The organism is Streptomyces sp. 13-12-16, assembly GCF_002114215.1.
GTDB lineage: Bacteria > Actinomycetota > Actinomycetes > Streptomycetales > Streptomycetaceae > Streptomyces.
Map to the genome: position 1 here is coordinate 9,799 of NZ_NCTE01000244.1, position 9,237 is coordinate 19,035.

Consider the following 9,237-nt stretch of genomic DNA (forward strand, 5'->3'; position numbering starts at 1 on the left):
GGCGAACTGGTCCCTCCCCCCCCGGTTGTCGGTGGTCACGCTGCTCGCCGCCACGAAATGGCGGACTTCGCGTCCGTATCGTCCAGGTGGTCGGTTCCCCGGCCACGGCCGCTCGTCCACCCGAGGGGAACACGGGGGAGGAACCCGCTTCCTCACCTCCTGAGCCTTGCGCGACGAGTCGCGGTGGCCAGACGGGTCACACCATGGTCGACTCCTTCGTGTCCGCCCGAGCAACTGCCGCCGATCCGGGAGCGGACGCCGGCCCGGGACCGCCTTCGCTGAGGCCGTACCGCGCGTGGAACGTGCGCAGGAAGCCGGGTGCGTACCAGGCGGAGTTCCCCAGCAGACGCATCGCGGCGGGGACGAGCACGCCGCGTACGGCGAGGGCGTCGATGAGGATGGCCAGTCCACTGCCGAGGCCGAACATCTGCATGAAGCTGAGTTGGGAGGTGCCGAAGGCGAAGAAGCTCACCGCGAGCAGGAAGGCGGCCGCGCTGACGATGCGCCCGGTGCGGCCGAGGCCGTTGACCACGGCGGTCTCGTTGTCCGCTCCCTGGTCGTGGAGTTCCTTGATCCGGCTGGTGACGAAGACCTCGTAGTCCATCGAGAGGCCGAAGCCGATGCAGAACATCAGCACGGTCATCGACAGCTCCATCGGCTGGGCGGTGAAGCCGAGCAGCGAGGAGAGATTGCCGTCCTGGAAGATCCAGGTCATCGCACCGAGGGTGGCACCCAGGCTGATCAGGTTGAGGGCCAGCGCGCGCAACGGCTGCACGACGCTGCCGGTGAACAGGAAGAGCAGCAGGAAGGTGCTGAGGACGACCAGGGTCACGGCCAGCGGGAGCTTGTCGGCGATGGATTCCTTGGCGTCGACCAGTACGGCGTCGTTCCCGCCGACCAAGGGGTCCGTCCCCGGGGGCGGAGTCACCGAGCGCACCTGCTTGACCAGGCTCTCGGCCGCCTCCGACTTCGGCGTCAGGCTGCTCACCACACTGATCCGCTGTGCGTCGGGCCGGCCGAGGGCGGAGTCGGCCGGGCCGGTCACGGCGGGCCGTCCCGCGCTGTAGGTGCCCGCGCTGGTCTCGACACGCTCGACGCCCTCGAGCGCGGCCAGCCGTCCCGCGTACGAGGCCAGCGGGGCTTCGGCCACGGAGGTGTCGATGGTGATGAAGAGGGCCGAGTCCTCGCTGCCGCCGAACTCCTCCCGCAGGACCTGCGAGACCTGGCGGCTCTCGGCGTCCTCGGGCAGCACGCGTTCGTCCGACGTCCCGAAGGTGATGTTCAGCAGAGGGCTCGCCGCCAGCAGCAGCACGGCGAGGACGGGCACCGCTGTGAGCACGGGCCGCCGCATGACGGTGCGCGCCAGCCGTCCCCACACGGGTGCCTGGGCCTCGGAGCGCCGCGACTTCGCCCACGGCATCCGCCCGCCGTCGACCCTGTGCCCCAGCACCTTCAGCAGGGCCGGCATCACGAACAGGGTGCTCAGGGCGGCCATGGCGACGACACCGACCCCGGCGAAACCGAACGAGCGCAGGAAGTACTGCGGGAACACCATGAGGGCCGCCAGGGCCGCCGCGACGGTCGCTGCGGAGAAGGCGACGGTGCGGCCCGCGCTGTGCACCGTCCGCCGGACGGCGTCGTCCACGCTCATCCCGGCCGCGATCTGCTCCCGGAAGCGGCTGACCATCAACAGGGCGTAGTCGATGCCCAGTCCGAGACCCAGTGCGGTGGTGAGGTTGGTCGCGGTGTCGGCCACGTCGGTGACGCTGCCGAGCAGGAAGAGCTGGGCGAACGAGCCGATGACGGCGATGACGGCGATGACGAGCGGCAACAGCGCCGCGACGACGCTGCCGAAGACGATCAGGAGCAGCACAAGGGTCAGCGGTACGGCGATCGCCTCGGCGAGGATCAGATCCTCGACCACCTGGTTCGACAGGTCGGCTCCTACAGCGGCGCCTCCTCCGGCCCGGACGGTGAGGTTGTCCTTGTAGGAGCCGCTGTAGGTGTCCAGGATCGCGATGGCGCTTTCCCGCTGCTCGGTGGTGTCTCCTTTCACGTGGGCGAGCACCATGGCCTCACGGCCGTCCTCGGAACGCAGGTCCGGGCTGTTCGTCTCCCAGAACGAGACGACGTTGCCGAGCCGCTCGTCCTTCCTGAGTTCGGCCACCAGGTCCTGGCCGTCCTCCTCGGCGGCGGGGGTGTCGACGCGGCCGTCGGGGGAGCGGACCAGCAGGACGAGGTTGGTCTCGCCGCCGAACTTGTCGGCGATGACGTTCGCCGCCCGCGTGGAGGGGGAGGCGGGGTCGTCGAAGCCGCCCCCCTTCAGCCTGTCGAAGGCGCCGGCGCCCACCACGCCCATCAGTGCCACGGCCAAGGCGGCCACGACCAGCACCAGTCGGGACCGGCGGATCGCCAAGTCGGCCATACGTTCGAACACGAGTGGATCTCCTTCGGGGTTCTTCGGGGAAGGACGAGAGGTGGCCGCCGGGCGAAAGGCCGGCGGAACGCGCCGCAGAGCCCTCTTCGCCCCGGTGGACGGTGCGCGATGCCGCGCTCGTCGCCACCGGGAACGACGCTAACGAGGCAACGTGTTCTTGAGCAGAAGGAGATTTACCTGACACTGTCAGGTTTTTCGGACGGGCGCAGTTCTCTGATGACCCGTCCCGTCAACCGCCTTAGGATCACCGCATGTTCGCCGAAGAGCCCGCGACGGTCCTGCCCTCCCTGCGCCAGCGACGCCGAGCCGTCGCTATTCGAGAGATCGTGGACGCCGCCGAGCGCCAGATCGCCGGGCACGGACCGCACGCCCTGTCCCTGCGAGCGGTCGCCCGCGACCTCGGCATGACCGTGCAGGGGCTCTACCACTACTTCCCGAACAGGGACGCCCTCGTCACGGCGTTGGTGACCAAGGCGTACGACGACCTGGCCGATGCCGTGACGGCAGCCGTCGACGCAGCGGCCGACGAACCGGCTGCACGGCGGTTCCTGGCCGCCGCCGAGGGCTATCGCCGATGGGCCGTCACCCACGTCGAGCGATTCCAGCTGCTGTACGGCGCACCGCTGCGCCATTACGAGGCGCCTGCCGAGGGCCCGACCACCCAGGCGATGCGCCGACTCAGTATGGTCTTCCAGCGAGAGATGTTCGACGGCTTCACCACGGCACAACTCGCCGCAGCCGACACCCGGGCGCTCTCGCCGGCTCTGCAGGCGCACCTGGAACCCCTGTTCCCGCATGGCTCGGAAACCCTGCCGCCTTCCGCGGCCGCTCTCCTCCTCGGCGCCTGGGGGCACATGCACGGCATGGTCGTCCTGGATGCCTTCGGGCACACCTCCTTCATCGGCGAACACCAAGCGGAGATCTTCCGCATGGCCATGCGCGACCTGCTGGAGGACATCCATCGACGGATCCCCACGCAGCCCCCGGGGACACCGGCTGTGCCCTTTCGCCCCGTAGGCGACCGCCCTTGACGATTACCGCACTGATCGGCTCCACCCGGCGCCTTCCGGGCGGAACCGATGCAGTTTCCCGGGTGGCCGTCGGCCGTGGAGCGGGTATGGGGGATCGGCGTGCGCGGTGTCCGGGGTGAGCAGGAAGGCCAGGGCTCAGCCGATCGTCGTTGTCCCGGCACGGGACATGACTGAGGTCGATTGCAGAACCGATGGGTTGGAGTCGGTGTTCGCCCGGGTGGCGGGCCGGTCCGCCCGGGCTGATCTGCGGTGGCGGATGCGGGCGTACGTCCGCGGTCTGCCGGGCCGAGCGGCACGGAAGAACGGCCGGCAGCTCGCGGAAAAGGGCGCCACCTCGGCCGGGGGCGGCCGGCACACACCGGCACCTCAGGAAGGCAGGACCAGCAATTCACCCCGAAGTGCTGTCGTCTGCTTCGGCGGGGCGTGCGGATGCCGCCGTGGGCCGTCCGCTCTGCTGGTCGGGGACGGCGGGGGAGCGGTCGACTGGTGGCGTGTCGTGTGGCGCGGGTGGGGTGGCGCCGTGGCGGCGTTGACGTTCGGTGTAGGCGGTGACGGCCTGCCACAGGTGACGTCGGTCGGCGTCGGGCCAGTGCAGGTCGGTGAAGTGCAGTTCGGCGTAGGTGGCCTGCCAGGGCAGGAAGTTGGAGGTGCGTTGTTCGCCTCCGGTGCGCCACAACAGGTCGACGTCGGGCAGGTCGGGGTGGGGCAGGTGTGCGGCGATGTCGCGTTCGCTGAGCAGGTCCGGGGTGATGTGGCCGGCCTGGGCGTCGCGGATGAGGGAGGCGGCGGCGCGGGTGATCTCGTCGCGGCCTCCGTAGTCGATGCAGAAGGTCAGGGTCAGGGCACTGCGGGTGCGGGTGGTGTGCTCTTGTCGGCGCAGCGCTTCGGCGAGGTCGGCGGGCAGGCGTTCGGGTCGGCCGGACCAGCGCAGGCGGACATCCAGGTCGCGGTAGGGATCTGCCTGGAGTTCGTCGCGCATCGCTGACAGGATGCGGCCGACTTCTTCGGCGTCGCGCCGCCAGTTCTCGGTGGAGAACGCGTAGAGGGTCAGGTGGGGCAGTCCGATCTCCAGGGCACCGTAGACGATGTCGCGCATGGCGCGGATTCCGGCGAAGTGGCCTTCGTGGCGGGGCAGTCCGCGCTCCTGGGCCCAGCGCCCATTGCCGTCCATGATGACCGCGACGTGCCCGGGCATCCGGTCGGCGGGGATGCGGGGCGGTGTGAGGCCCTCGGGGTGGGACGGCGGCTTGCTGTAGCTGGTGCGGGCGGCCGGGACGGGGAGGGGAGTCGTAATGGTGTGGGGCGGGACGGCCCAGCGCGGACCAGGAGTGGTCACAGGGGTGAGCGCCCAGGCCAGCGCGGCACGCAGCCGGGCGGGGGCGAGGATGCGGACGCTGGTGATGAGGCGGGGGCGCGGCGCCTCGCGCAGGAGCTTGGGGCCGGCCCGGTCGACGGCGTCGAGCTGGGCGTGCAGGAGGACCGCCATGGTGTCGATGATGGTGGCCGGCCCTGGGTGCATGCCGCGCGTCAGCTCGGGCTGGGTGGTCCAGTGGCGCGCTGTCGCTGTCAGGCAGGGGATCAGTGCCGCGACCCGCTCGCTCCAGCGGCACTCCAGCAGGTCGCGCTCGACGCCGGGATGGTCCGCCAGCGCCTCCAGAGGCAGCAGGAGGTCCCCCTGGGCGAGGTCGGCGGCGAGGTCGGTGAGGATGTCGGTGAGCCGGACACCGTCGAGGAACCGCTCGTAAGCGTCCTGGCGGTCCAGGCGCAGGGCCACCGGGACCCCGGCCCGGCCGAACAGGTCCCGCGTCTGTTCGAACCACGGCAGCAGGTTGCCGCGGCCCCAGGCCCGCCAGTCGGCCCAGTCGGTCAAGCGCCGCCCGGCCGTGTCGTCACGCACCACTTCCAGCGCACCGCGCAGCCCGGCCAGGTCCAGGCGCCAGCGCACCGCGGTGTCGACCAGGGCATGACGCACCGGGTCCGTGCTCGTCCCCGCCACCAGGTCCCGGTCGAGGGCAGTGATCCATGACTCGACCCGGGCAGCGCGCTCCGCGGCCGTGGCGTCAGGGGCGTCGGCCAGGTCGTCGACGGCGTTCGCCGCCGCCCACAGCGCCCAGCAGGCCGGGCGCAGTACGGCCGGCACCAGCTGGATCAGCGCGTACTCGGCCGGGTCGCGCAGGGTCTGCCGACGGCAGACCTCGTACGCGGCTCGTAGGACGGGGTCGTTGCCCGTTGTGCTGCGCCTGAAGAGCGGGCGGTGACCGGAAGGGATGTTCGGTGCTGGCACGTCCGGGTCAACGACGCGGCGGGGTCGAGGTTGCGTGTTTGTTCTCGTGCGGTGCGGCTCAGCATGGGGTGTCGGCGGATGGCGCGGGGTGATTCTCCCGGTCGGTGTCCTGACGTGGTGCGGGCAGGGCGCGGGCGTGCGCGGGCAGCGCGGTGCGGGTGCGGTGGCGGAAGGCGAGCAGGACCACCACGGCGGCTGCGGCGAACCAGGTCAGCTGGACGACCAGGCAGCCGGGGACGGCTCTGGTGGAGAACCCGGCGGCGGTGGCGGCCTGCATCGCGCCGTAGGAGGGCAGCAGGCGCAGTCCGGGACTGTCGGCGCCGGAGCTCGTCACCGGGTTCTGCAGGGCCAGATCGATGATGCTGGTCATGACGATGGCGAACATGCCCTCCACCTCACGGTGCAGCAGGCAGCCGAAGCCGATGCCGAGGATGCCGTAGGTCAGACCGGCGCAGAACAGGGCTGCTGCGAGAAGGGCGGGCTGGCGCGGTGACCAGGTCAGGCAAGTGACCGCGGTGGCGTAGGCGGCGACCAGCGCGGAGGCCACGGCGAGCCCGGCGATCTTCGCGGCGACGAGGTGGGGGCGGGGAAAGCCGGCCAGGGCCAGGCGCTTGTCGAAACCACCGGAATGGAAGGTGGCGGCGAACAACAGGAATCCGGTGATCAGCGTGACCCCGTTCAGGGCGCCGCTGATCGCGGTCAGTTCATTGCCGTGCGGGGTGAGCCACTGCCCGGTGGCCTGCAGCTGCATCCTGGCCCGGTCGTCCGGCATGGCCAGGTAGGCCAGCGTCGTCCACGCGGGAAGGAACAGCACCACCAGCACCATGGCGAACCGGTTGCGGCCGTGTTCGATCAACACGAAACGCGCGGCGGTGGCGAACAGCCTCGCATGCCTCCTCATGCGGTGCTCGCCTCCCCCTGGAAGTGCAGCCGGCCGGCGTCCAGCCGCCACAGCTCGTCCAGCCGCTCGGTGTCCCACGCCAGATGCGAGACCACCAGCACCGACCGGCCCGCGGCCCGCAACCGGGCGGCGAGGTCCCAAAAACGCAGATACGTCTCCCAGTCGAAGCCCTGGTACGGCTCGTCCAGCAGAACCACCTGCGGATCGTGCATCAACGCCAGCGTCAGGTTCAGCTTCTGCCGCGTCCCGCCGCTGAGCACGCCCGCACGTTCGCCGGCATAGTCGGCGAAACCCAGGACGTCCACGAGCTCCTCGGCATACTTCAGGTCGACGAGCCGGAACGCGGCCCGGAAGAACTCCAGATGCTGCGCGACCGTCAACGCGTCGTTGAGCACCACCTGCTGCGGGCAGTAGCCGAACCGGCCCCCGTGACGCACCGTCCCGCGGTTCGGCCGCAGCTCACCGGCCACGATCTTCAGCAGCGTCGACTTGCCCGCCCCGTTCTCCCCGACGACCCCGGCGATGACACCCGGCCGCAACCGCAGGTCCACCCCGCGCAACACCGCCCGCCGACGGTACGCATGGTGCACGCCCACCACCTCCACGCCGCCCCCAACATCCGATTTCGCCGACCGGTTCGACACACTCAACGAGCACGCCACCACCAAGGCACGAGTGCCAGGGACCGGAGAGGCACGTGAAAGCCGTCGGAGTGCTCGCGGCACGGGCGCCCGTCCTCGCCACGGCGGTGACGGCCGCCTCGGCGAAGGCGTTCGTGTTCTTGGGCGGGACGCCACTGCCGATCGACCGGATCGCCGCCGACCGGCCCTTCCGCTCCGGCAAGCACAAGAGGCACGGCATGAACGTGCAGGTCATCGCCGACCTGCACGGGAAGCTGCTGTGGGCCTCGCCCGTCCTGTTCGGCGCCGTGCACGACATCAGGGCCGCCCGGGCCCGCGGCGTCATCGACGCCCTCACCGAGGCGGGCCCGGCCTGCTGGGCCGACAAGAGTTACCAGGGCGCGGGCCGCACCGTGCGAGTGCCCTTCCGCGGCCGGTGGGAGCGGTTCTCGACAGGCCGACGCGCGGTCAACACCGTGCACATCCGCATCCGCGACCCCGGCAGCGACCACGAGCTGGTCGTGTTCGGGGTCGGTAGTGGTTCCGGCCGGGGTGCAGCAGGCGTCGGCCGGCCCGTGCCGGGGGCGGCTTGGTGGCGTGGACGATGGCGGAGCGCATGCCGTCGGCGGGCAGCGCGTCGCGGTCGTCGGCGGCGAGCAGCTCGGCGTGGCCGCGCGCCGGGAACCAGCCCTCGGAGTCGCCCGGGAACTCGTCCAGGAGCCGACGTCGGCCGTTCGCCCTCTGCTGGGTCTTGCTCCGCGTCCGCCGGCGCCGGCCTGACGGCCGTCCGGATCGACGGACGGGGCGACGTCACGCAGGGACGCCGAGCGGCGGGTGGTCGAGCACGCGGGGCTCGTACTCGACCAGCTGGATGCGGCCGTCGAAGGTGCGGTGCTCGATCATCTCGAGGGCAACGTCCGGATAGCCGTCGTAGATGCGTTCCGCGCCGGTGGCTCCGGTGATCACCGGGAACATCACGACCCGGAACCGGTCGACGAGTCCGGCCCGTAGCAGGGACCGGCACAGGCTGAGGCTGCCGATCGTGCTGAGGAGCCCCGAGCCACTCGACTTCATGGCGCGGACCGCCTCGACGGCGTCGTCGCGGACGAGCGTGGAGTTGGCCCACGTCAGTGGCTCCTCGAGTGAGGAGGAGAACACCACCTTGGACGCTTGCGTGAGCTCGTCGACGGACGCCTCTTCTTCGGGCCTGAACTCCTCTTGGCCCTTCGGGACCTCGCCCGCGGCGAAACCCGACATCAGGCGGTAGGTGTTCGCTCCCATCAGGTAGGTGGCCTCGGGCTGCTCACCGAGCCAGGCGAGGTACTCCGGGCCCTCCAGGCCCCAGAACCCGGGCCACCCCTCTCCCGATGCGTAGCCGTCGAGGGAGGTGATGAAGTCGACGAGAAGCTCCGACATGGCGGTGTCCTTTCCTGGGGTGTCACGAGCTTGGACCGGCTGGGAGCCGCAAACTCATCGGTCGCGCTGTGGAATGACGAGAAAACCCATGACACCGCAGCCGATCGGGTCGGCGGAGCGGCACCGCTTCCGAGGGCCCGGCCGCTGGGACCGGGCCTGCGACAGCCACCTGTCCGCCGTGCTCCTGCTCGGCCTGGCCCTCGGCGCACCCTCGGCTGGTCCCGGGCCGACCCCGTCGCCGCCCTCGTCATCGCCGCCGTCGCGGTCGAGGAAGACCGCGACGCCTGGCGGGGCAAGGGCTGCCGCGCGGTCCCTGCCGCCGTGGCCTGCCGTCAGCCGGTGCCGAGTCCGATATGTGCGGCTGCCGCCCCGGCCGCGACTGCTGCAACCGGCCCGCCCGTAGACGCGGAGCGACCCCTACCGGCCTCGGCGCCGTTGCGCATTCAACCGGATCGGCGCGCCATCGGCCCGGTGATGCGCGCCGCGACGCCGCAGCCGAAGCGGCGGCGAGGGCCCGGGTGGTGCGGCTCCGGCGCAACGCAGGTCAT

The 9,237-nt window shown here is 71.1% G+C and carries 6 protein-coding genes and 1 pseudogene; 2 read left to right on the forward strand and 5 right to left on the reverse strand.

All coding sequences use genetic code 11. The features are described from left to right. Positions 1-196 precede the first annotated feature (196 nt). Positions 197-2,437, reverse strand: coding sequence for an MMPL family transporter (locus tag B7767_RS10960; protein WP_085572029.1), 2,241 nt, complete (start codon positions 2,435-2,437; stop codon positions 197-199). Positions 2,438-2,688: 251 nt separating this feature from the next. On the opposite strand from B7767_RS10960, the gene B7767_RS10965 reads away from it, so the two are divergent. Next, positions 2,689-3,468, forward strand: coding sequence for a TetR/AcrR family transcriptional regulator (locus B7767_RS10965; RefSeq protein ID WP_085572030.1), 780 nt, complete (start codon positions 2,689-2,691; stop codon positions 3,466-3,468). A 388-nt stretch (positions 3,469-3,856) separates the two neighbouring features. Here the strand turns inward: B7767_RS10965 and uppS are convergent, their stop codons facing one another. Genes uppS through B7767_RS10980 form a run of 3 tightly spaced genes read right to left on the reverse strand, consistent with a single transcriptional unit; the run spans position 3,857 to position 7,258 of the window. Then, positions 3,857-5,752, reverse strand: a complete 1,896-nt coding sequence (gene uppS, locus B7767_RS10970) for a polyprenyl diphosphate synthase (RefSeq protein WP_256923395.1) — start codon at positions 5,750-5,752, stop codon at positions 3,857-3,859. Between the two features lie 58 nt (positions 5,753-5,810). Next, positions 5,811-6,653: a hypothetical protein gene (locus tag B7767_RS10975; protein WP_085572031.1), complete on the reverse strand. Its 843-nt coding sequence runs from the start codon at positions 6,651-6,653 to the stop codon at positions 5,811-5,813. Further along, entirely contained in the window at positions 6,650-7,258 is a 609-nt protein-coding gene (locus B7767_RS10980; protein ID WP_179167104.1) for an ATP-binding cassette domain-containing protein, read from the reverse strand. The genes B7767_RS10975 and B7767_RS10980 overlap by 4 nt, the downstream gene beginning before the upstream one ends. Before the next feature lie 95 nt (positions 7,259-7,353). Here B7767_RS10980 and B7767_RS10985 point away from each other — a divergent pair. Then, positions 7,354-7,767, forward strand: a pseudogene (locus B7767_RS10985) (transposase family protein); the annotation flags it as partial. 316 nt (positions 7,768-8,083) lie between these two features. Here the strand turns inward: B7767_RS10985 and B7767_RS10990 are convergent. Then, positions 8,084-8,689 (reverse strand): dihydrofolate reductase family protein, encoded by a 606-nt coding sequence (locus tag B7767_RS10990; protein WP_085572032.1) that lies wholly within the window; start codon positions 8,687-8,689, stop codon positions 8,084-8,086. Positions 8,690-9,237 lie beyond the last annotated feature (548 nt).

Excerpts from the sequence above, each read along its gene's own strand:
- B7767_RS10965 (WP_085572030.1), top strand. The coding sequence starts at position 2,689 with ATGTTCGCCGAAGAGCCCGCGACGGTCCTGCCCTCCCTGCGCCAGCGA.
- B7767_RS10990 (WP_085572032.1), bottom strand. The coding sequence starts at position 8,689 with ATGTCGGAGCTTCTCGTCGACTTCATCACCTCCCTCGACGGCTACGCA.
- B7767_RS10975 (WP_085572031.1), bottom strand. The coding sequence starts at position 6,653 with ATGAGGAGGCATGCGAGGCTGTTCGCCACCGCCGCGCGTTTCGTGTTG.